Source organism: Sulfitobacter sediminilitoris (genome assembly GCF_010667575.1).
In the GTDB taxonomy this organism is placed as follows: Bacteria; Pseudomonadota; Alphaproteobacteria; order Rhodobacterales; family Rhodobacteraceae; genus Sulfitobacter; species Sulfitobacter sediminilitoris.
On record NZ_JAABNT010000007.1, the window covers coordinates 110,400 to 130,530 of the forward strand.

Genomic DNA, 20,131 nt, shown 5'->3' on the forward strand with positions numbered 1-20,131 from the left:
TAGGAGACGTTGGCTAACAGGACATGAAGAAGAACGGCTCAGGCCCCGCAGGATACGTCGCTGCGGTCTAGGCTGCAGACCCGCCCACCGTGAGCCCGCCAATCATCAACGTTGGCTGTCCCACGCCCACCGGCACCCACTGGCCTTGCTTGCCGCAATTGCCCATGCCGGGGTCTAGTGCCGGATCGTTGCCGATTGCGCGGATCTGTTTCAGCGCCGTGGCCCCGTCACCAATCAGTGTCGCGCCCTTGACCGGCGCCCCGACCTTGCCGTTCTCAACGCGGTAGGCTTCGGTACAGGAAAAGACAAACTTGCCGTTGGTGATATCGACCTGCCCACCGCCAAACCCCACGGCATAGATGCCATCCTTGAGGTCGGCCACGATGTCTTCGGGTGCGGCATCACCGCCCAGCATGTAGGTGTTCGTCATGCGTGGCATCGGGATATGCGCATAAGACTGCCGCCGCCCGTTGCCTGTGCTTTTCACCCCCATCAACCGCGCGTTCTGGCGATCCTGCATGTAGCCGACCAGCTTGCCATCCTCGATCAGCACGTTTTTGGCGCTGGGCGTGCCTTCGTCATCCACGCTGATCGAGCCGCGCCGGTCCGGAATCGTGCCATCATCCAGCACCGTCACCCCCAGTGCCGCGATCTGCTTGCCCATGAGGCCTGCGAAGGCGGAACTGCCCTTGCGGTTGAAATCGCCCTCCAGACCGTGGCCGATGGCTTCATGCAGCAGAATGCCCGGCCAGCCGGGACCAAGAACCACGTCCATAACGCCCGCCGGGGCAGGAACAGCCTCAAGATTGACTGCGGCAATCCGCAACGCTTCACGCGCCTTGGCCTGCCAGTCGGCAGGATTAAGCAAGCCATCAAGGCCAATCCGCCCGCCGCCACCCGCGCTGCCGCTCTCACGCCGCCCGTTCTGCTCCACGATGACCGATACATTGATCCGGGTCATGGGGCGGATATCCCGCACGGACGTCCCTTCGGGACGCAGGATTTCGACTTCCTGCAGGCTGGCCGCGATGCTTGCCGTGACCTGAACAACCCGCTTGTCCAGTTCGCGGGTAAAGCTGTCGATCTCGCGCAGCGTTTCGATCTTTACCGGAAAGGTCGCGCCCTCGATCGGGTCCGCGTCAGTATAAAGCCGTTTGTTGGTGCCCTCCGGCGCATCCGCCCAAGTGCCGCCCCCGTCACCAACCGCAAGACGTGCAGTTTCGGACGCGCGGCGCAGCGCCTTTTCCGAGATTTCCGTGGAATGCGCGTATCCGGCCACCTCACCGCGCACGGCCCGCAGGCCGAACCCTTCGGAGGCGTCATAGCTGGCTGTCTTGAGCCTGCCATCATCGAACATCAGCGCCTCGGACCGTCGGCGCTCAAGGAAAAGTTCGCCATCGTCGGCGCCCGCCACGGCCTCGCGCAGGACATTCAGGGCGTTATCCCGGTCCAGATCGGTGTCAAAAGGCGAAAATGGCGGGTTGGGCATGCGGGATATCCTGTAATTGAGTAATAAAACCGGCTTCGCGTCCGTTTGACGCAATCGAATGGCTTTATCTTGTGTTTAGAATATGGTTGTTAGCACCGGAATGACAACGGCTGGGTGAAGACCATCGCGTAGCCGGACATCCGTAGCCAAATTCGGTCACAAGATCAGGACGACACATGAAACATCTTTTCTCTCTGAGTGCAGTGATGGCAAGCCTCGCGGCACTGCCCGCTATGGCGCAAGACAACCTGCGCATTGACGGTCTGGAAGTCATTGGTGCGCCAACGGACGGCGAAATGGGCTTTCAGCCTGCCGTCACGCGCCTGGCGCAGGACATCCACGATCTGGATTGGTTGATTCTGGTGATCATCACTGCCATCACGCTTTTCGTGACCGCGCTGATCGGCTGGGTCATCATCCGTTACAACGCCAAGCGCAATCCCGAGCCTGCCTCTTTCACACACCACACCCCGGTCGAGGTGTCGTGGACGGTCGGCCCAATTCTGATTCTCGTACTTATCGGTGCTTATTCGCTGCCGATTCTGTTCCGCCAGCAGGAAATTCCTGAGGCGGACGTGACGATCAAGGTGATCGGAAACCAGTGGTACTGGTCCTATGAATACGTCGACGACGGTTTCGGTTTTGACAGCTACATGATCGGCGCGCCCGCGACACTTTCCTCAGAAGAGGAAGACGCCGGTGCAATTGCCAACCAGCTGAGCGACGTCATGGTGGCCAAGCTCGAAGCGGCAGGCTATTCGCGCAACGAATGGCTGCTGGCCACAGACACGTCCGTGGTTGTACCTGTCGGCAAAACCATCGTGATGCAGGTGACAGCCTCTGACGTGATCCACTCGTGGACCATCCCGGCCTTCGGCGTGAAGCAGGACGGCGTTCCCGGGCGCCTTGCAGAACTGTGGTTCGAGGCCGAGCAGGAAGGCATTTACTTTGGCCAGTGTTCCGAGCTTTGCGGCCAGGCCCATGCCTACATGCCGATCACCGTCAAAGTGGTGTCGGAAGCAGCGTATGAGGAGTGGCTGGGCAAGGCGAAAGAAGAATACGCCGGCATTCCCCAGTCGGTCCAGATCGCCTCTAACTGATCCCTTCGCAGTGGGTGGGCGCTCTGCCCACCTGACGGAAGCCATGTAAGGTGGGCAGAGTGCCCACCTCACCTCAAGCCAAAGGTGCCGGATGACGGACATCACCAACACACCTGCCGCAGAGCATGAGGCGCAATTGGGCGATTACTTTGCCCTTCTCAAGCCCCGTGTGATGCAACTGGTCGTTTTCACGGCTGTCGTCGGCATGTTGGCGGCCCCCGTGTCAGTGCATCCGATTGTTGGCTTTGCCTCGATTTTGTTCGTGGCGATCGGGGCCGGGGCATCGGGTGCGCTGAACATGTGGTGGGACGCTGACATTGATTCTGTGATGCGCCGGACGTCGAAACGACCGATCCCAGCAGGCAAGGTGCAGCCGGGCGAGGCGCTTGCGCTGGGCGTGGCATTGTCTGGCCTGTCGGTGATGATGCTGGCACTAAGCGCGAACTTGCTGGCTGCGGGGATGCTGCTGTTCACGATCCTGTTCTATGCCGTGGTCTATTCCATGTGGCTCAAGCGCGCTACGCCGCAGAACATCGTTATCGGTGGCGCGGCGGGTGCGTTTCCGCCGGTGATCGGCTGGATCATCGCGACCGGCAGTTTCTCGGTTGAGGCGTGGCTTATGTTTGCACTGATCTTCATGTGGACGCCGCCGCATTTCTGGGCACTGGCCCTGTTCATGCGGTCAGACTACGACGACGCGAATGTGCCGATGCTGACCGTGACCCACGGGCGTCCATCGACACGGCGTCATATCCTTGCCTATACGGTCCTGCTTGCCGTTCTGGCGGTTGGCACCGGATTTACGGCAATCGGCGGCTATATCTACCTGTCTTTCGCTATCGTTCTGAATGCGCTTTTCCTGATCGGGGCTTACCGCATCTGGCAGCGTGACGAAGAGATGGCCGAAGGCGACAACTACCTGGTTGAGCGCAAGTTCTTCCGGCTGTCGCTGTATTATCTGTTCCTGCACTTTGGCGCGATCCTGATCGAAGCCACGCTGCGGCCCTATGGACTGGGAGGCTGGTAATGGGCATTCGCGCCGAACACGAGATTCATGGCCGCCGCAAAGGCCGCAACGTTGGCGTTGGCCTCATGCTGGGCGGATTTGTCGTCTTGGTTATGCTTCTGACTTTTGTGAAAATCACCGAAACGGATTTCACACGCGCGCCGGGAACAGCTAACACGGCCGCCGGATCGGAGGCATCTGACTAATGGCACTTTCAGGACCCGCAAAAACAGTCGCACAAACCGTTTCCCTTGTCATTGTCATGGGCGGTCTGGCTTGGGCGTCTGTGCCCTTTTATGACTGGTTCTGCCGGGTGACAGGATTCGGCGGTGTGCCTGAACAGGTGCAGGCAGCCAATCAGGAAATCCTTGATCAGACGATCAAGGTTCGTTTTGACGGCACGCTGAACGGCAATATGGCCTGGGAATTCAAACCGGTTGTGCGCGAAATGGAAGTGCGCATCGGTGAGACAGGTCTCGCCTTTTACGAGGCCTACAACCCGACCGACCGCCCGATTGCCGGGCAGGCCAGCTATAACGTGACGCCCTACACGGCGGGCGCGTTTTTCGACAAGATCGAATGCTTTTGCTTTACCGAGCAGGTTTTGGCCCCCGGCGAACGCGTTCAGATGCCGGTCAGCTTCTATGTCGATCCAGAAATCGTCGATGACAATGACGGCAAGTATGTACACACCATAACGCTTTCATATACGTTCTACGAAATTGACCTGCCCGAGGGGTATGCCGCCCTCGATCAGGTCACAACAACAGACCTGAACTAAGAAAAGGTAAGGGACAGCACACCATGGCCCATGCAAAAAATCACGATTATCACATCCTAAGCCCCTCATCCTGGCCGTTGTTGGGCGCTGTGGCAGGCTTTGCCATGTTGCTTGGCGCCGTGCTCTGGATGCACGGCATCACACCGTTCCTGTTCTGGGGCGGCTTTGTGGCCGTTCTGTACGTCATGTTCGGCTGGTGGCGCGATGTCGTCGTGGAAAGCCGCGTCGGCGATCACACCGGGGTCGTGCGTATCGGCCTGCGCTATGGCTTCATCCTGTTCATCATGTCCGAGGTAATGTTCTTCGTCGCGTGGTTCTGGACCTTCTTCAAACAGGCGATGTACCCGATGAACGAATACGCGGGGTCCGAATATGTCCCGCCGGTCTTCGACCCCGTCGATGCATTTCATCTGCCGTTGATCAACACACTGATCCTGCTCCTGTCTGGCTGTGCCGTAACATGGGCTCACCACGCGCTTGTGCATGAAAACAACCGCAGAGACCTTATCAACGGTCTGGCTATCTCGATCATCCTCGGCATCGCGTTTACCGCCCTTCAGGCCTACGAATATGCAGAGCTGATCCTGCACCATGACTGGGTGTTCGGTGGCGATGCGTTCTTCTCTGCCTTCTTCATGGCGACAGGTTTTCACGGCATGCACGTGATCATCGGTACAATTTTCCTTACAATTTGCCTGATCCGGGCAATGCGCGGTGACTTCACCCCGGAAAAGCACGTCGGTTTCGAAGCGGCTGCATGGTACTGGCACTTCGTTGACGTGGTCTGGCTGTTCCTCTTCTTTGCCGTCTACGTCTGGGGCATTCCGTCCTAAGACCAAAGCGGGGTTGCATCCGACGCCCCAATCACAGACAAGACAAAGCGCGCGGAACCTGTTTCGCGCGCTTTTTCTTTGACGCTGAGATCGCTTCATGAGCCGCGCGCTTTTCCTGATTATCATTGGCCTTGGTGGTGCTGCCATTCTGGTGTCACTTGGCATCTGGCAAATGCAGCGCCTCGCCTGGAAACAAGGCGTGATCGCCGATATTGAGGCGCGCATCGTCGCGGCTCCTGTCGTCCTTCCGCAGAATCCAGACCCAGAGGCAGATGCCTACCTGCCAGTCTCTGTCTCAGGTCGATTTGTGGGCGAGACCAAGCGTGTGCTGGTGTCGCAAAAGACAATCGGGGCGGGCTACCGCCTGATCACCGGAATGGAAACCGATCAGGAGCGTATCCTGATCGACAGGGGTTTTGTCCCCATAGACGCTGATCTTGCCATTGTGACCGAAGAGCTCGTTTCGGTAACCGGCAACCTGCAATGGCCGCAGGAGACCGACAGCTTTACACCTGCGCCAGATCTGGAAAACAACATCTGGTTTGCCCGCGACGTGCCTGCATTGGCAGAGGCGCTTCAAACCCGCCCTATACTGATCGTCGCGCGTGATCTGTCGGCGGATGACGGGGCCGTGACGCCTTTGCCCGTAGACACCAGCCGCATCCCCAACGATCACCTGCAATACGCGATCACCTGGTTTTCACTGGCCGCCATCTGGCTGGCCATGTCGTTCCTTTTCTTCCTGCGCCGCCGCCGCGGCCAATCTGCCGAAAGCTGATCTGAAATGCGCTACATCTCGACCCGTGGCACGGCGCCCGCTCTGAACTTTGAAGACACCATGCTGACCGGGCTTGCCCGAGACGGCGGGCTATACGTGCCCGAAGAAATTCCGACGCTGAGCGCGGATCAAATCGCCGCCATGTCAGGGCAGTCCTATGAGGACGTGGCCTTTACCGTCATGCGCCCCTTTATCGGGGACACCTTCACCGATGCGGAATTCCGAGAGCTGATTGCAGCGGCCTATGCCACCTTCGGCCATGACGCCCGCGCACCACTGGTACAGCTTGCGCCGAACCATTTCCTGCTGGAATTGTTCCACGGCCCTACGCTGGCCTTCAAAGACTTCGCGATGCAGATCATTGGCCAGATGTTTCAAAAAGCCCTTGGCCGCAAAGGCGAGCGTGTGACCATCGTCGGGGCAACCTCCGGTGATACCGGCTCTGCCGCGATAGAGGCGTTCCGCGGCCTTGATAACGTGGATGTCTTTATTCTCTATCCACACGGACGGGTAAGCGAAGTCCAGCGCCGCCAGATGACAACGCCGACGGAATCCAATGTGCATGCACTCGCCGTATACGGCGACTTTGACGATTGCCAGGCGCGGCTGAAAGACATGTTCAATGACTTTGAGTTCCGCGACAGCGTCAAGCTGGCGGGTGTCAATTCGATCAACTGGGGCAGGGTACTGGCGCAGGTGGTCTATTATTTCTCCGCTGCGACGTCCCTCGGCGCTCCTGGGCGGGAGGTCAGCTTTACCGTCCCGACTGGCAATTTCGGAGATATCTTCGCGGGCTACATCGCCAAGCGGATGGGCTTGCCGATCAAGGATCTGGTGATCGCGACCAACCAGAATGACATTCTGGACCGGTGCCTGAAGGGGCAGGGATATCACAAGGGCACTGTGCATCCCTCGATCAGCCCGTCGATGGACATCCAGGTCAGCTCAAATTTCGAACGCGCGCTCTTTGATGCCTACGATCGCGACGGCAAGGCAGTGGCACAACTGATGAACGAATTATCCCAAGGCGGTTTCGACGTCAGCCAGGGCGCGATGCAAGCGCTTCAGGATACCTACAAGTCCGGCCGCGCCTCTGAGGAGGAGACCTCCGCCATGATCACGCAAGCACTCAAGCACACCGGCGAGCTTTTGTGCCCACACTCTGCGGTGGGGGTCAAAGTGGCCGATGAACAGCGTGAAGAGGCAACACCGATGATCACCCTTGCCACGGCCCACCCCGCCAAATTCCCCGACGCGGTAGAGGCGGCAACAGGTGTCAGGCCAGACCTGCCCCCGCGCATGGCCGATCTGTTCGACCGCCCCGAACGTCTGACCCGCGTGACCAACGACCTTGAGGCGCTCAAGGCCCACATTAATAAGGCACTTGGCGCATGAGCTTGCAAGAACACCGCCTGTCCAACGGCTTTCGCATTGTCACCGAAAGCATGCCCGGTCTCGCCTCCGCCTCAATCGGCGTTTGGGTTTCTGCCGGAGGGCGGCACGAAACGCCCCAACAGAACGGCATCGCGCATTTCCTTGAACACATGGCGTTCAAGGGAACCAAGCGCCGCACATCGCTGCAAATCGCCGAAGCCATCGAAGACGTGGGCGGCTATATCAATGCCTATACCTCGCGCGAGGTCACAGCCTATTACGTACGAGTGCTTGAGAATGACGTCGCACTTGGGCTCGATGTGATTGCCGACATCCTGCGCAACCCGATCCTTGATCCCAACGAAATCGAGGTCGAGCGCGGTGTGATCCTGCAGGAAATCGGGCAGGCGCTGGATACCCCCGATGACGTGATCTTTGACTGGTTGCAGGAGCAGGCCTATCCAGATCAGCCGCTGGGCCGCACCATCCTTGGCCCGTCCGAACGGGTGTCTTCCTTCAGCCGCGATGACCTGCAAAGCTTCATCGCCGATCACTACGGACCAGAGCAGATGATCCTCGCCGCAGCGGGCGCTGTGAACCACGACGAGATCGTGAAACTGGCCGAGCAGCTTTTCGGTGACATGACCCCGAAGGCGCCGTTCCAGATGCAAACCGCCCGGTTTCAGGGCGGTGAGACCCGGCAGATCAAATCGCTTGAACAGGCGCATTTCGCGCTGGGGTTCGAATCTCCGGGTTACCGGGCTGATGATATATACGTGGCACAGATCTATGCCTCCGCGCTTGGCGGCGGAATGTCCTCGCGCCTGTTTCAGGAAATCCGCGAGAACCGCGGCCTGTGCTATACGATCTTTGCACAGGCGGGCGCCTATGCGGATACCGGCATGACGACGATTTACGCAGGCACCTCGGCCGAGCAACTGCCGGAACTGGCGACCATCACCATCGACGAGATGAAGCGCGCCGCCTCCGATATGTCTCCCGCCGAGGTTGCCCGTGCGCGGGCCCAGATGAAAGCCGGTTTGCTGATGGGCCTTGAAAGCCCGTCAAACCGGGCAGAGCGTCTGGCCCGGCTGGTTCAGATCTGGGACCGCGTCCCGCCGCTCTCGGAAACCATTGAAAAGATCGATGCGGTCACCACCGGCGATGTACGCGATCTGGCGCAACGCATGGCCGAGGCCGCTCCTGCCGCCCTTGCGCTTTATGGTCCGGTCGAGGACGCTCCTGGCCTTGTGAACTTGCAGGAGCGCCGCGCCGCCTGATGATGCTGCTCAGACGAAAGTTGCGGATTGAGACGGAGCGCATGACCCTGCGCCCCCCGATCCATTCCGATTTTCGTGCCTGGACGTCCCTCAGGGTAAAAAGCCGCGCCTTTCTGACCAAGTGGGAACCCGCGTGGGCTGATGACCATCTGACGCGCAAAGCGTTCACAAACCGTGTCTACTGGGCGCAACGATCTGTCAGCGCCGGAACCGCGCTGCCGCTGTTCCTGATCCGACGCGAGGACGACGCATTGTTGGGTGCGATCACTCTCGACAATATCCGCAGGGGGCCCGCGCAATCGGGAACGCTTGGGTATTGGACCGGAGAACCTTTCATCCGCGAGGGCTACATGCGCGAGGCGATCCATGCGGTCGTGCATCAGGCGTTCACCCGAAATGACCTGAGCCGGATTGAGGCCGCCTGTCTGCCGGAAAATCAGGCGTCACGTGGCTTGTTGGAAAAGACAGGTTTCAAATACGAAGGTGTCGCGCAGAGCTATCTGCAAATTGACGGACGCTGGCGGACCCATGTTCTTTATGCGGCGCTGCGCAGTGACCGCCGGGGCAAAACCGACGCCGGATAAATCCGTCGCTGGTCAACGCCCATCGCTTTGCCGCGCTTGCAACGCTTCAAAAGTCCCGGACAACAAACCCCAGCCGCACGAGCGCCTCTTTGGCCGTTTCCCGTTCGCGCATCGGACCTTGCAGCATCTGGCGGTTCAGCTCGACAATGGTTTTGGACAGGTTACGGTCCGACCGGCTTTGATTGATGAACTCAGGTATCCTGTTCGGACAGAGGCGAATAACACGGCGGGCAACGTTTTTTGTGGTGCGATTAACTACTTGCATAGGGTCTCCGAGCGTTTTGGTTCAATGCTGTCCCTATGCCATTGGCTGCGCCCGAAAGGCTGGCATGAGCAAAAGCCTAGCCGTAGACACGACGCTGTCAACGGCAGAGCATTTCATCGGGACCGTCAGTCGCGAGGCAGGCGATGGCCTCAGGACGCTAATGAACTGAAGAAGAACGCTTTTCGCAGTCTGGTTATGAGCCCACGAAATGAAGCGTATCAAACGTTGATCTCATGGCACGCGTTTCAGCCGCAAGGTCTTGGGGCGCGTCGCTGTGCAGCGCCCGGGCAATAAGGTCAGCGATTCCCGCAACATCGGCAACGCCGACGCCCCAGCGCACCAGTTCCGGCGTGCCAATGCGCAGCCCGTTCATGTCACCGGGCACCGCGGCCAAGGGCAAACCAATGCCACACGCCAGAAAACCAGCCTTGCGCAATGCTTTGGAAGCGGCCTGACCACCGCCAAAGGAGGCGGCTTCGATGGCGAACTGATGTGAATTGGTGAAACCCCGGTTAGCGGCAAACACAGGCAGGCCGTGACCCTGCAATGCCTGTGCCAGCGCCTGTGCCACGGCGATCATCTGGGCTGCGTAGTCTGCGCCGTAGTCGATCCAATCCAGCATCGTTAGCGCCAATGCAGCAGTTTTCGCCGCGTCGAAGTTTGCGGTCATGCCAGGAAATGCGATGGCATCGAGCCGTTCAACGATCTCGGCGTCATTGCTGACAATCAATCCGCCCGTCGGACCGCCAAGGCTCTTGTAGGTGCTCATCGTCATCAGATGCGCACCGTCGGCCAGCGGATCGCGCCATGCGCGGCCCGCGATGATACCGCATTGATGGGCCGCATCGAACAGCACCTTCGCACCGACCTCATCCGCAATCGCACGGACCTCCGCGACAGGATGTTCAAACAGGTTCAGCGAGGCACCGACCGTAATCAGCTTGGGTTTCACCTCGACAGCCAACTGTCGCAGCGCTTCGGTATCGATGGTGTAGCCATCCGCGTTCACCGGGGCAGGCACTGTCTTGAGGCCGAAAAGCCCTGCACATCCGGCGCTGTGATGGGTCACGTGACCGCCGATAGATGCGGGCGGCGCGATGATCGTATCGCCCGGCTGGCAGGTCGCCATAAAGCCGAAAAGATTGGCTAGCGCCCCCGATGGCACCCGCACTTCCGCGAATTGCGCGTCAAAAACCTGCGCGCAAAGCTCTGCCGCGATCACCTCGATTTCCTCGATGGCTTCCAGCCCCATCTCGTACTTGTCGCCGGGATAGCCAAGCGAGGGCCGTGTACCGATGCCGCTCGACAGGATCGCCTCGGCACGGGGGGACATGACGTTGGTGGCGGGGTTCAGATTGAAACACTCCCGCTCATGAATGTCCTTGTTCTTGGCGGCCAGCGCGTCGATCCGCGCCGCGATATCTGCGCTGCCCTGTCCTGCGGTCCGGCGCGCGATATCCTGCACGCGATCTTCGCAGGCGTCCGGTACCCATGCGCGTTCCTGTAGCATTCTACGACTCCCCATATTTTGTCCCACATGACGCCTGATTGGGCTGGTTTGCCAACCCCCAATTTGCTGCGACGATAGATGCCATGACCTTTTGGAAACCTGTGCTAGGTTTTTGGACAGGAGGTACTGCTGATGATCCGTCTCATTCTTGTCCTGTCCCTTATCCTGCCCGGCATCGCATGGGCGCAGGATCGCACCCCCAGCCACTGCATCGCCCTGGCCGGGACCACGCCGGGAATTGAATACCTGCACAAGGCCAGCCTGCCGGAGGTCGCCGCCGAAAACGTGCATCTTCATTACATCGCCCACGCGTCCTTCCTGATCCGCAGCCACCGCGGCCTCAATATCGTGACGGATTATACTGGGTTCACCGGAACCCTCCCGTTCATCCCCGATGTCGTCACGATGAACCATGCACACGACAGCCACTGGACGGCCTTTCCCGATCCGGCCATCCCGCATCCGCTGCCGGGGTGGGGCGAATTCGGCGAAGGGATCGAACATCACCTGGATCTGGGCGAGGTGCTGGTTCGCAATGTGTCGACCGATATCCGGTCAGCCTTTTCCGGGATCGAGACAAAAGGAAATTCGATCTTCGTGTTTGAAATGGCGGGGCTCTGCGTGGGTCATCTGGGCCACCTTCATCACGCACCTGATCCCGCACAATATGCAGCCCTTGGACGGTTGGATGTGGTGATGGCGCCGGTTGATGGCGGCTATACGCTGGATCAGCCCACGATGATTTCGGTGCTCAAACGCCTGAAGTCTTCCATCGTTATCCCGATGCACTGGTTCTCAGAATTCGCGCTGGAAGACTTCCTCGACGGAATGCGCGACGAGTTTTCGATTGTTGAGGTTGATGGCCCGTCGCTGACCGTCTCGCTTGACCGGCTACCGGCACGCCCCACGATCATGGTTCTGCGCCCCGCATATTTGAAGGTACCGAGATAGCATCTTGCATCCCCCTGCTTTCCAACAGATCAAAGAAGCATGACACTGAACCCTGCCGACACCGCCTTTCGTGACCGCCTCTCTGCGGTCCTGCCCGATGACGTCTTTCGCCCGGTCGAGCCGCGCTATCTCGAAGAGCCGCGGGGCCGTTATGCCGGGCAATCCGCGCTGCTGGCCTTGCCACGCAACACCGGGGAGGTGGCGACACTGATCCGTGAGGCAGGCGAGGCGGGCGTGGGCGTTGTCCCCTACGGCGGCGGTACAGGACTTGTCGGCGGACAAATCGCGCAAGACGGGCCCGCGCGTCTCATCCTGTCGCTGGAACGAATGAACAAGGTCCGCGACGTCTATCCGGACGAGAATGTCATCGTGGTCGAGGCGGGTGTCATCCTTGCCGATGTGCAGGCTGCCGCCGATGCGGTGGACCGCCTGTTTCCGCTGTCGCTTGCAGCCGAAGGCACGGCACGGATCGGCGGCAACCTTGCAACGAATGCGGGCGGCACCGGCGTGCTGCGCTATGGCAATGCACGCGACCTGTGTCTGGGGCTGGAGGCAGTTTTGCCGGATGGGCAAATCTGGAACGGCCTGACGCGTTTGCGCAAGAACAACACCGGCTATGACCTGCGCCACCTGCTGATCGGCGCGGAAGGCACCCTTGGCGTGATCACCGCCGCCGCGCTCAAGCTGTTTGCCAAACCGCCAAGGCGGGGAACGGCGCTGTTGGCCGTCGAAAACCCACGCGCCGCACTTGATCTTTTGTCCCTTGCCCGGTCACAACTGGGTGAAATGGTCAGCGCTTTCGAATTGATGCATCGACAGGGCTTTGAATTCCTGACCGAAGCCTTGCCCGATGTGCGCCAGCCGTTTGAAACACCGCCAGAATGGACGGTCCTGATCGACGTGGGCCTCAGCGCGGATCTGGACCCGGCAACCAGCCTTGAAAAGCTGTTCGAAGCGGCAATGGAGGCGGGGCTGGTGCAGGACGGTCTGGTCGCGCAGAACCAACAGCAGGCAAACGAGTTCTGGTATATCAGAGAGATGCTGCCAGAGGCGAACCGCCGCATCGGTTCTATCTCAAGCCACGATATTTCCATCCCGCTGGGGGCTTTGCCGGATTTCATCGCTCAGGGAAACGCGGCCATTGCAGACATCGGCGCGTTCCGCATCAATTGTTTTGGCCACGTCGGCGACGGAAATCTGCATTACAACGTCTTCCCGATGCCCGGGAAGTCTCGTTCGGATCACGAGAACGCCCGCCACGCCATCAAACGGGCGGTGCATGATCTTGTGGATCAAATGGGCGGCTCCATCAGCGCTGAACACGGCATCGGACGCACCAAGGTGGACGATCTGGAACGCTATGGCGATCCGGCGAAACTGTCCGCCATGCGGGCGATCAAGGCGGCACTTGATCCCAAGGGGATCATGAACCCCGGCGCCGTGTTGCGAGAAGCCTGATTGCGGCGCTTAGCCTTTGAAATAACACGAATCTCCGCGGCTCTCGATGGCCTCTGAGATGCGCTCCACCGCCAGCGCATAGGCGGCCTGACGTATGGATGTCCCGTCTTTCTCCGCCCGCTCGAAACAGGCCGGGGCGACCCGGTCAAAACGGGATTTGAGGCGGGTGCTCACTTGTTCTTCGGTCCAGCGGTCGCCGGTACGGCCCTGCACCCACTCGAAATAACTGACCGTCACACCCCCTGCATTGACCAGCACGTCGGGCAGCACGGTCACACCCTTGTCGAAAAGCGTGTCATCTGCGTCGGGACTGACCGGGCCGTTGGCAATCTCAAGAATGACCTTTGCCTTGACGTCACCGACGTTTTCCTCGGTCACGGCGTCCTGCAGCGCGGCAAGCGCCAGCACATCAACCTCCAATGCGAGCAGGGCGTCGGGATCAAGTTCCTCGTGACCATCCGCATCGACAACTGAGGTGTCGCTATAGACCTTGTCGAGCCCTTTGCCTTTCTCTTTCTCCTGATGGATCGGGGCAGGGTCGAGCCCCTCTTCCGCATGGATCGCCCCGCGCGAGTCGGACACGGCGACGATGCGAAAGCCAGCCTCGTGCGCAAGCATCGCAAAATGCGCCCCCGCGTTGCCAAAGCCCTGAACGGCGACCGTCACGTCCTGCGGATCCCGTTCCTGCCGCTTGGCCCATTCCTCAAGCACGTAGAGCGCGGCCTGACCTGTCGCTTCAACACGCCCTTCCGACCCGCCCAGCGGCAGGGGTTTGCCCGTGATCGCGGCAGGCGCTTTGGCGCGGGCGATCTGGTCATATTCATCTGCCATCCACCCCATCACGCGCGGGTTTGTGTTCACATCGGGCGCGGGAATGTCCGTGTCCGGCCCCATGAGATCGTGCAACTCGCGGATATAGGACCGTGCCAGCCGCTCCAGCTCTTGGCGTGACAATTCCTTGGGTTCGACCTGCACACCGCCCTTGCCGCCGCCAAAGGGCAGGTCCATCAACGCGCATTTGATCGTCATCCAGCGTGCCAGTTCGGTCGTTTCCCCAAGGTTCACGCCGGGGTGAAAGCGGACGCCGCCCTTGGTCGGGCCAAGCACGTTGTTGTATTGCACGCGCCAGGCCGGAAAGACCGCAAGTGTCCCGTCATCCCGCCGGATCGGAACAGACATCTCTATCCGCTTGTGCGGGGTGCGCAGCATTTTGCGTGCATCATCTGCCAGATCGAGCCGGTCGAGGGCGCGGTCGAGAACGGGTGTGGTGCTGTCTTGTGTCATCCGGGGTTCCTTGGTGTCGGCCCCCAGATACCTAGTGCGCGTTACAATCCGTCAAATGCACAAAGCGCGTGCACGTCCATGCCCATGCCTTCCAGCTTTTTCCGGCCGCCCAGATCCGGCAGGTCGATGATGAAGGCGCAGGACACGATCTCGCCTCCCAGCCGCTCAATCAGCTTGATCCCGGCCTCTGCCGTGCCGCCAGTTGCCAGCAGGTCATCGACCACGAGAATTTTCTCGCCCGGCTGGATTGCGTCGTCGTGAATTTCGACAATCGCCTCGCCGTATTCAAGTTTGTAGTCCTGGCTGATCGTCGTGCCGGGCAACTTTCCCTTTTTACGGATCGGGACGAAACCCACTGAAAGCTGATGCGCGATGGCCCCGCCGAGGATAAAGCCGCGTGCCTCAAGCCCTACGACCTTGTCGATCTCGAGGCCGGCATAAGGATGCAGCATCTGGTCAATCGCCATCCGAAACCCGCGGGCATCGGCGAAAAGGGTGGTCACATCGCGGAACATGATCCCCTCGTGCGGAAAATCGACGATGGTGCGGATGTAGTCTTCGATCTTTTTCATGGCACACTCCGGCGCAGGCTGGTGGTGAGGATTCCCATGGTAATCAACGCGCCGCCGCCCGCGCGGGTGATCCATGTGATGACGGAAGGTCGCGAGATCACGCGGCGCAACCGGTCAGCCAGAAGCGCATAGGCGAAGGCGTTGATGGCGGCAAGTCCCACGAATGTTGCCACGAGGATCGCGAATTGTGGCAGCAGTGGTGCGGCGGGCGTAATGAACTGCGGCACGAAGGCGATGAAGAACGCGATGGATTTGGGGTTGAGCGCCGTCACGGCAGCGGCGTGGCCAAAGACGTGACGGGCCGTCACGCTGCCGCTTTCCGGCACGCTCAGACCGCCCGACGGGGCAGAGCGGATCAATTTGACGCCAAGCCAGATCAGATAAGCTGCCCCCAACCATTTGAGTGCGGTGAACAAGGTCGCGGATGTCAGCACGAGTGCCCCGAGACCGGCAAGCGATGCGCTCATGGCAACGAGATCCCCGAGCGCGACACCGGCGGCAGAGGCGACAGCAACCGATCGCCCCTTGCTGAGCGCGTAGCTGAGAACCAGCAGAACGGTGGGACCGGGGATCAGCAGCAGGGCCGTAGAGGCCGCCACGAAGGCAAGCCAGAGATCGAGGGGCATGATACACTCCTTGGATTTTGCCCAGCAAAGACAGCTTGCGCCTTGCAATGCAAGAGCATCCGGGGTCCTGGATCAGGCGGAAAGCATCCGCCCGGCCACAGCGTCAAGTTTGGCCATCAGCGCCGGATCGCGGGCCTCGGGCTGGGTCAGGATAGCATATTCCAGCGCTCGGTCACAGCCGTGGGGGCAGGGCGCACGCTCTGCGCCAAGGAGTTTGGGCAGACGCGCGACAAGGTCGCGGCCCTTGTCGGCGTTGCCCATCAGCGTCGCGATGATCTGGCTGACGTCCACTTCGCCGTGATCGGGGTGCCAGCTGTCGTAGTCGGTGATCATGGCGACGGAGGCATAGCAAAGCTCGGCCTCGCGGGCGAGTTTCGCCTCGGGCATGTTGGTCATGCCGATCACATCTGCGCCCCAGCTTTCCCGGTACATCCTGGATTCCGCGAGGGTCGAGAACTGCGGCCCTTCCATGGCAAGGTAGGTGCCGCCACGGTGCACATTGATCCCTGCGTCGCGGGCTGCAGTTTCGCAGGCATCGCCCAGACGCGGACAGGTGGGGTGGGCCACGCTGACGTGGGCCACACAGCCTGTGCCAAAGAAAGACTTTTCACGGGCAAAGGTACGGTCAATGAACTGATCCACAATCACGAAATCGCCCGGCGCCATCTCCTCGCGGAACGAGCCACAGGCGGATACGCTGATCACATCCCTACAACACAGCCGCTTGAGTGCATCAATGTTGGCACGATATGGGACCGTTGTCGGACTGTGGACATGGCCGCGCCCGTGGCGTGGCAGAAACGCCATCTCAACCCCGTCCAGCGTGCCTGTCAGGATCGCATCGGAGGGCGTGCCCCAAGGGGTTTCCACCGTGGTCCAGTTGGCGTCCTCAAGCCCGTCGATCTCATAAATTCCTGAGCCGCCAATCACGGCGATTTTCGTAGATGTCATGGGGGCCTCTTTTCTGGGTGTCGCGCGCACTCTGCCTTGGGGGAAGCGCCAAGAAAAGCCCCGATTTTTGCCCATTATTGACTTAAATAGGCAGCAGGCCTTGTGAATGAACATCTGGTCCACATTCCGATTTGTCCCGCCATTGGCTCCCGAGGCCTTGGCATGGGCCACGCTCTCGTTCGCAACCTATTTGGCCGCATCCGAGGCAACCCCGGTTCTGTGGGGGCGTGCGATTGATCCGCTGGCACTGGCTTTGGCGGTGCAGATGACCCTTTCGATTACCAAGAACATCTTGTCGGATCGATTTCTGAAGTCTTTCTTGCGAAGTCCTCGTATTGGCCTTGTTTTGCTCGCCGGTGTTTTTGCAGGTCTGGGGATGCTGGCGGTGTATGGAACGGCTGTCACGGTGGCGAAGCTCTTTATCCTCTATTATCTTGCCCATGCTGCGGTCTTGTCTTTCGGTGCCACTCATGCGCCAGGAATTCTGGACAGTGTGCAAGGGACGTGGGTGCGGCAGACCAAGCACCTCAAAGAAGCGGTGATGCTTGAGGCTGCAGGACTGGTCATTGCCGCAGCAACGCTCTTTTCTATCTGGACTTTCGCTGGGCCGCTTGCCTTTGCGGCGATGATGTCCTTTGGCGTGCTGTTGGTCCGCACCATGGCGAATTGGGTGATCGTGCTTTTCCTTATCGATAAGGATATCGGCGCCGGTCCGCATCACGGCGAGGATTGAAAACCGCCGCCCGCGCCGTGACGTCGCAGTCAATTTGCACGGTCTGCGCCCTTTCCATCCAAGAACACCCTTGGTAGGGGACGCGCAGGCAAGGGGCCCCCCCGCTGCCGCCTCCCGAGAAAGGACCGGACTTACGATGGCACGTTCCCCATTCCACAGCTTTGCAAAGAACCTTGAGGTCACGGACCTGCGCTGGATGCCGGAGGATGGGTTTTCGATTGGCCGTTTGCGGATCGAGCTTCTTTCGGGCCTGACCGTCGCTTTGGCGCTTGTGCCCGAGGCGGTGGCTTTTGCCTTTGTTGCGGGTGTGCATCCGCTGGTGGGCCTTTATGCGGCGTTTCTGGTCGGTCTGATCACTGCGCTGATTGGCGGGCGTCCGGGTATGATCTCTGGCGCAACCGGGGCATTGGCAGTGGTCATGGTGGCACTGGTATCACAGCACGGCGTTGAATACCTCTTTGCAACCGTCATTCTGATGGGTTTGTTGCAAGTCTTCGCAGGCGTCATGCAATGGGGCAAGTTCATCCGACTGGTGCCGCATCCGGTGATGCTGGGCTTTGTGAACGGCTTGGCAATCGTGATTTTCCTGGCGCAGTTGAGCCAATTCAAAGTGCCCGGCACGATGGTCGACACGGGGCATGGCATGGGCGGCGGCGAATGGCTGTCCGGCACGCCTCTGTACCTGATGCTGGCGCTGGTCGGTGCGACGATGGCGATCATCTGGGTGATGCCGCGCATCACCAAGTTTATTCCCGCCCCGCTTGCGGGCATCGGGATCGTCGCTGCGCTTGTTATTTTTACCGGGATGGACGTTCCTCGGGTCGGTGATCTGGCCTCGATCGAGGGTGGGCTGCCGATGCCGCATATCCCCTTTGGCGAGGGACTTGGCCTCTATGGGACGGCGCTGGCACCTTTAACGCTGGAAACCCTTTGGATTATCCTGCCCTACGCCGTGATCCTTGCCGCCATTGGCCTGATTGAATCGTTGCTGACGTTGAACCTTGTGGGCGACATGACCAACACCCGTGGCGGGGCAAGCCAGGAATGCGTGGCGCAGGGTGTCGCCAACACCGTGACGGGGTTCTTTGGCGGCATGGGCGGCTGTGCGATGATCGGCCAGTCGATGATCAACGTCAAATCTGGCGGGCGCACGCGGGTTGCGGGCATTGCAGCGGCGGTGTTCCTGCTGCTGTTCATCCTTGTCGGTGCGCCGGTGATTGAACAGATCCCGCTGGCAGCACTTGTGGGCGTGATGTTCATGGTCGTGATCGGCACCTTCGCGTGGAATTCGCTGACCATCCTGCGCAAGGTGCCGCTGACGGACGCCTTCGTGATCCTGCTGGTGACCGTGGTCACGGTCTACGAAGACCTTGCCGTGGCGGTGGTGGTTGGGGTGATTGTGTCGGCGCTGGCCTATGCGTGGAACAACGCGCGCCGCATCCACGCCAAGACCTATGAGACGCCGGAAGGGGCCAAGGTCTATCAGGTACAAGGCCCGTTGTTCTTTGGGTCGTCAGATGGTTTTACAGAGCTTTTCGACGTGGCCAACGATCCGTCCCGCGTGGTCGTGGATTTCGCTGACAGCCGGGTGGTGGATCAGTCGGCCCTGCAGGCGATTGAGGCAATAGCGGGCAAATACGAGGCTGCAGGCAAGCGGCTTGAGCTGCGCCATCTGAGCCGCGATTGCCACCGGTTGCTGCAAAAGGCAGGCCATCTGATGGTGGATAGTGACGATGATCCCGACTACGAGCTGGCGGTCAATTACCAGGTCCGTACCGGAGTGCTGGGCGGGCACTAAACACGCCGGACACTGGAATTGTCTGCTGGCAATTCCAGTGTCCGCACGATTTCAAGCACTTCTGATCTGATTAATCCGGCGCGCTTTGAGCGATGATTCCGTTCACCTTTTTACGTCGCGATCAATCATCCGGACGCGTCATCTCGAACACTTCACGCACCCGCGTGTAATCGCGATAGCCCAGCCGTGACAGCGGTTCGTAGCGTGTGACGTCAAACCGTCCGTCCACCATGCAGTCATCGCGCAGGTGCACGCCGATCACCTCGCCAAAGACGACATAGTTTGCCTCTCCCTCGATCTTGACGATCTGTGTCATGCGGCATTCAAGGCTGGCGGGCGCATTTGCCACGCGGGCGCAGTTGATCGTATCGCATTCGGCTTTCTCGACACCGGCGTGTGCAAATTCGTCCGCATCATGGGGCAGGGTGGCCGAGGAGGCATTCATCGCGTCACGCGCGGCGTACTCTACGATGTTGGCGCAGAACACGCCCGTCTCGCGGATATTGGCCACGCTGTCCTTGGTGCCATCCACGTCTTCTTTGATACCGGTTGAGGAAAACATGACCTGTGGCGGCACATAGGCCACCCCGTTGAAGAAGGAATAAGGTGCCAGATTGTCATGACCTGCCACATCGCGGGTCGAGATCCAGCCGATGGGCCGGGGTGTCACGATGGCGTTGAAGGGGTTATGTGGCAGGCCGTGGCCTTCGGAGGGACGATAAAACATCTGAGGTCCTTTGTTAATTTGCACCCATGGC

The 20,131-nt window shown here is 60.0% G+C and carries 21 protein-coding genes; 13 read left to right on the forward strand and 8 right to left on the reverse strand.

Annotated elements, in window-relative coordinates:
- Positions 1 to 67 precede the first annotated feature (67 nt).
- Complete coding sequence (tldD, locus tag GV827_RS12890) at positions 68 to 1,489, reverse strand: metalloprotease TldD (protein WP_164354213.1); 1,422 nt, start codon at positions 1,487 to 1,489, stop codon at positions 68 to 70.
- A 176-nt stretch (positions 1,490 to 1,665) separates the two neighbouring features.
- Between tldD and coxB the strand changes: the two genes are divergently transcribed.
- From coxB to GV827_RS12935, 9 genes are all read left to right on the forward strand, one after another.
- The gene (gene coxB / locus GV827_RS12895) at positions 1,666 to 2,589 is read left to right on the forward strand and encodes a cytochrome c oxidase subunit II (RefSeq protein ID WP_164354214.1); all 924 of its coding nucleotides are present in this window, start codon (positions 1,666 to 1,668) and stop codon (positions 2,587 to 2,589) included.
- A 91-nt stretch (positions 2,590 to 2,680) separates the two neighbouring features.
- Positions 2,681 to 3,616, forward strand: coding sequence for a heme o synthase (gene cyoE / locus GV827_RS12900; protein WP_164354215.1), 936 nt, complete (start codon positions 2,681 to 2,683; stop codon positions 3,614 to 3,616).
- Complete coding sequence (locus tag GV827_RS12905) at positions 3,616 to 3,801, forward strand: cytochrome C oxidase assembly protein (protein ID WP_164354216.1); 186 nt, start codon at positions 3,616 to 3,618, stop codon at positions 3,799 to 3,801. Before cyoE ends, GV827_RS12905 begins: the two co-directional genes overlap by 1 nt.
- On the forward strand, positions 3,801 to 4,376 hold the full coding sequence (locus GV827_RS12910) for a cytochrome c oxidase assembly protein (RefSeq protein WP_164354217.1): 576 nt from the start codon (positions 3,801 to 3,803) through the stop codon (positions 4,374 to 4,376). The genes GV827_RS12905 and GV827_RS12910 overlap by 1 nt, the downstream gene beginning before the upstream one ends.
- Before the next feature lie 23 nt (positions 4,377 to 4,399).
- Positions 4,400 to 5,209: a cytochrome c oxidase subunit 3 gene (locus GV827_RS12915; protein WP_164354218.1), complete on the forward strand. Its 810-nt coding sequence runs from the start codon at positions 4,400 to 4,402 to the stop codon at positions 5,207 to 5,209.
- Positions 5,210 to 5,306: 97 nt separating this feature from the next.
- Positions 5,307 to 5,987 (forward strand): SURF1 family protein, encoded by a 681-nt coding sequence (locus tag GV827_RS12920; RefSeq protein WP_164354219.1) that lies wholly within the window; start codon positions 5,307 to 5,309, stop codon positions 5,985 to 5,987.
- Positions 5,988 to 5,993: 6 nt separating this feature from the next.
- The gene (gene thrC / locus GV827_RS12925) at positions 5,994 to 7,382 is read left to right on the forward strand and encodes a threonine synthase (protein WP_164354220.1); all 1,389 of its coding nucleotides are present in this window, start codon (positions 5,994 to 5,996) and stop codon (positions 7,380 to 7,382) included.
- Entirely contained in the window at positions 7,379 to 8,641 is a 1,263-nt protein-coding gene (locus GV827_RS12930) for a M16 family metallopeptidase (protein ID WP_164354221.1), read from the forward strand. The genes thrC and GV827_RS12930 overlap by 4 nt, the downstream gene beginning before the upstream one ends.
- Entirely contained in the window at positions 8,641 to 9,225 is a 585-nt protein-coding gene (locus GV827_RS12935; RefSeq protein ID WP_164354222.1) for a GNAT family N-acetyltransferase, read from the forward strand. Before GV827_RS12930 ends, GV827_RS12935 begins: the two co-directional genes overlap by 1 nt.
- Before the next feature lie 46 nt (positions 9,226 to 9,271).
- Here the strand turns inward: GV827_RS12935 and GV827_RS12940 are convergent, their stop codons facing one another.
- Both GV827_RS12940 and GV827_RS12945 read right to left on the reverse strand, forming a co-directional pair.
- Positions 9,272 to 9,490: a hypothetical protein gene (locus GV827_RS12940; protein ID WP_164354223.1), complete on the reverse strand. Its 219-nt coding sequence runs from the start codon at positions 9,488 to 9,490 to the stop codon at positions 9,272 to 9,274.
- A gap of 193 nt (positions 9,491 to 9,683) precedes the next feature.
- Entirely contained in the window at positions 9,684 to 11,000 is a 1,317-nt protein-coding gene (locus GV827_RS12945) for a serine hydroxymethyltransferase (protein WP_164354224.1), read from the reverse strand.
- A 132-nt stretch (positions 11,001 to 11,132) separates the two neighbouring features.
- Here GV827_RS12945 and GV827_RS12950 point away from each other — a divergent pair, with 132 nt between their 5' ends.
- The gene (locus GV827_RS12950) at positions 11,133 to 11,951 is read left to right on the forward strand and encodes an MBL fold metallo-hydrolase (RefSeq protein WP_164354225.1); all 819 of its coding nucleotides are present in this window, start codon (positions 11,133 to 11,135) and stop codon (positions 11,949 to 11,951) included.
- Positions 11,952 to 11,990: 39 nt separating this feature from the next.
- Positions 11,991 to 13,409, forward strand: a complete 1,419-nt coding sequence (locus tag GV827_RS12955; protein WP_164354226.1) for an FAD-binding oxidoreductase — start codon at positions 11,991 to 11,993, stop codon at positions 13,407 to 13,409.
- Positions 13,410 to 13,418: 9 nt separating this feature from the next.
- On the opposite strand, the gene GV827_RS12960 is transcribed toward GV827_RS12955, so the two are convergent.
- The 4 genes from GV827_RS12960 to GV827_RS12975 form a co-directional block, all read right to left on the reverse strand.
- Complete coding sequence (locus GV827_RS12960; protein ID WP_164354227.1) at positions 13,419 to 14,693, reverse strand: Glu/Leu/Phe/Val family dehydrogenase; 1,275 nt, start codon at positions 14,691 to 14,693, stop codon at positions 13,419 to 13,421.
- Positions 14,694 to 14,734: 41 nt separating this feature from the next.
- Entirely contained in the window at positions 14,735 to 15,265 is a 531-nt protein-coding gene (locus GV827_RS12965) for an adenine phosphoribosyltransferase (RefSeq protein WP_164354228.1), read from the reverse strand.
- Positions 15,262 to 15,891, reverse strand: a complete 630-nt coding sequence (locus GV827_RS12970; protein ID WP_164354229.1) for a LysE family translocator — start codon at positions 15,889 to 15,891, stop codon at positions 15,262 to 15,264. The genes GV827_RS12965 and GV827_RS12970 overlap by 4 nt, the downstream gene beginning before the upstream one ends.
- Positions 15,892 to 15,963: 72 nt before the next feature.
- Positions 15,964 to 16,842, reverse strand: coding sequence for an S-methyl-5'-thioadenosine phosphorylase (locus GV827_RS12975; protein WP_164354230.1), 879 nt, complete (start codon positions 16,840 to 16,842; stop codon positions 15,964 to 15,966).
- Between the two features lie 106 nt (positions 16,843 to 16,948).
- Here GV827_RS12975 and GV827_RS12980 point away from each other — a divergent pair, with 106 nt between their 5' ends.
- Together GV827_RS12980 and GV827_RS12985 are read left to right on the forward strand one after the other, a co-directional pair.
- Positions 16,949 to 17,575 (forward strand): hypothetical protein, encoded by a 627-nt coding sequence (locus tag GV827_RS12980; RefSeq protein WP_164354231.1) that lies wholly within the window; start codon positions 16,949 to 16,951, stop codon positions 17,573 to 17,575.
- Between the two features lie 136 nt (positions 17,576 to 17,711).
- Positions 17,712 to 19,373: a SulP family inorganic anion transporter gene (locus GV827_RS12985; RefSeq protein WP_164354232.1), complete on the forward strand. Its 1,662-nt coding sequence runs from the start codon at positions 17,712 to 17,714 to the stop codon at positions 19,371 to 19,373.
- A 121-nt stretch (positions 19,374 to 19,494) separates the two neighbouring features.
- On the opposite strand, the gene GV827_RS12990 is transcribed toward GV827_RS12985, so the two are convergent.
- The gene (locus GV827_RS12990; protein ID WP_164354233.1) at positions 19,495 to 20,100 is read right to left on the reverse strand and encodes a flavin reductase family protein; all 606 of its coding nucleotides are present in this window, start codon (positions 20,098 to 20,100) and stop codon (positions 19,495 to 19,497) included.
- Positions 20,101 to 20,131: the final 31 nt, after the last annotated feature.

Bases quoted from the DNA above. Each gene is read 5' to 3' on its own strand.
- GV827_RS12945 (WP_164354224.1), bottom strand. From the start codon at position 11,000: ATGCTACAGGAACGCGCATGGGTACCGGACGCCTGCGAAGATCGCGTG.
- GV827_RS12975 (WP_164354230.1), bottom strand. From the start codon at position 16,842: ATGACATCTACGAAAATCGCCGTGATTGGCGGCTCAGGAATTTATGAG.
- GV827_RS12955 (WP_164354226.1), top strand. From the start codon at position 11,991: ATGACACTGAACCCTGCCGACACCGCCTTTCGTGACCGCCTCTCTGCG.
- coxB (WP_164354214.1), top strand. From the start codon at position 1,666: ATGAAACATCTTTTCTCTCTGAGTGCAGTGATGGCAAGCCTCGCGGCA.
- GV827_RS12905 (WP_164354216.1), top strand. From the start codon at position 3,616: ATGGGCATTCGCGCCGAACACGAGATTCATGGCCGCCGCAAAGGCCGC.
- cyoE (WP_164354215.1), top strand. From the start codon at position 2,681: ATGACGGACATCACCAACACACCTGCCGCAGAGCATGAGGCGCAATTG.
- GV827_RS12965 (WP_164354228.1), bottom strand. From the start codon at position 15,265: ATGAAAAAGATCGAAGACTACATCCGCACCATCGTCGATTTTCCGCAC.
- GV827_RS12980 (WP_164354231.1), top strand. From the start codon at position 16,949: ATGAACATCTGGTCCACATTCCGATTTGTCCCGCCATTGGCTCCCGAG.
- GV827_RS12910 (WP_164354217.1), top strand. From the start codon at position 3,801: ATGGCACTTTCAGGACCCGCAAAAACAGTCGCACAAACCGTTTCCCTT.
- GV827_RS12930 (WP_164354221.1), top strand. From the start codon at position 7,379: ATGAGCTTGCAAGAACACCGCCTGTCCAACGGCTTTCGCATTGTCACC.
- GV827_RS12990 (WP_164354233.1), bottom strand. From the start codon at position 20,100: ATGTTTTATCGTCCCTCCGAAGGCCACGGCCTGCCACATAACCCCTTC.
- GV827_RS12915 (WP_164354218.1), top strand. From the start codon at position 4,400: ATGGCCCATGCAAAAAATCACGATTATCACATCCTAAGCCCCTCATCC.
- GV827_RS12920 (WP_164354219.1), top strand. From the start codon at position 5,307: ATGAGCCGCGCGCTTTTCCTGATTATCATTGGCCTTGGTGGTGCTGCC.
- GV827_RS12970 (WP_164354229.1), bottom strand. From the start codon at position 15,891: ATGCCCCTCGATCTCTGGCTTGCCTTCGTGGCGGCCTCTACGGCCCTG.
- thrC (WP_164354220.1), top strand. From the start codon at position 5,994: ATGCGCTACATCTCGACCCGTGGCACGGCGCCCGCTCTGAACTTTGAA.
- GV827_RS12960 (WP_164354227.1), bottom strand. From the start codon at position 14,693: ATGACACAAGACAGCACCACACCCGTTCTCGACCGCGCCCTCGACCGG.
- tldD (WP_164354213.1), bottom strand. From the start codon at position 1,489: ATGCCCAACCCGCCATTTTCGCCTTTTGACACCGATCTGGACCGGGAT.
- GV827_RS12985 (WP_164354232.1), top strand. From the start codon at position 17,712: ATGGCACGTTCCCCATTCCACAGCTTTGCAAAGAACCTTGAGGTCACG.
- GV827_RS12950 (WP_164354225.1), top strand. From the start codon at position 11,133: ATGATCCGTCTCATTCTTGTCCTGTCCCTTATCCTGCCCGGCATCGCA.
- GV827_RS12940 (WP_164354223.1), bottom strand. From the start codon at position 9,490: ATGCAAGTAGTTAATCGCACCACAAAAAACGTTGCCCGCCGTGTTATT.
- GV827_RS12935 (WP_164354222.1), top strand. From the start codon at position 8,641: ATGATGCTGCTCAGACGAAAGTTGCGGATTGAGACGGAGCGCATGACC.